General features: G+C 47.8%; 1 protein-coding gene and 1 pseudogene. One reads left to right on the top strand and one right to left on the bottom strand.

Annotated elements, in window-relative coordinates:
- A partial coding sequence (gene tnpA / locus L5M10_RS24295; RefSeq protein WP_411569098.1) for an IS66 family insertion sequence element accessory protein TnpA occupies positions 1-168 on the bottom strand: 168 nt, incomplete at its 3' end.
- An 81-nt stretch (positions 169-249) separates the two neighbouring features.
- Here tnpA and L5M10_RS24065 point away from each other — a divergent pair.
- Positions 250-601, top strand: a pseudogene (locus L5M10_RS24065) (sensor histidine kinase); the annotation flags it as partial.

Genomic DNA, 601 nt, shown 5'->3' with positions numbered 1-601 from the left:
CACATTAGCTTGCTCAGTTTGTGGTGATAGACGTTGCCGCCATTTATAAAATGACATGGTGCTCAGTTGATGGGTTTGGCAAAACTCAGTGATGCTCAGCTCTGATGTGTGCCATAAGTCGATTAATTGCTGCCATTGTGCAGCGTTGCGGTAAGCTCGCTTTGCCATATCACTCTCCTGTAATGATGAGTGCACAGCTTATCGCGCGATCTTAAGTGGGAATAGGACGTCCTAAAATGGACGCTTACCATGCTACAACTGGAAAGGCTTGGGCAAGATAATCCGGAACTCTATGATGTACTCGGTAAAATTAATGCGCAGTCGATTCGCGCTGGAGCGGTTGTGCATCGTATTCGCGGTTTACTCAAGCGGCGTCAGGCCAAGACCGAACCTTTAGATATAGTGCCAGTGGTGAAAGAAGCTTTAGCTCTGTTGCGGCGCGAGCTAGACCGCGCCAATGTGCAAGTGAATGTGCGAGTGCAGGGTGAGCCCTTTGAACTGATGGGCGATAGCGTTGGTTTAAGCCAAATGTGGGTCAATTTAGTAAAAAATAGCTTAGATGCGTTAGAAACCTGCGGCGATAATCGTGTGCGTCAATTAT

Origin of the sequence: Shewanella sp. SM32, assembly GCF_025654235.1 — a bacterium.
Taxonomy (GTDB): Bacteria; Pseudomonadota; Gammaproteobacteria; order Enterobacterales; family Shewanellaceae; genus Shewanella; species Shewanella oncorhynchi.
The sequence above is the reverse complement of the archived record's forward strand: the minus strand, read 5'-3'. Positions and strand labels throughout refer to the sequence as shown.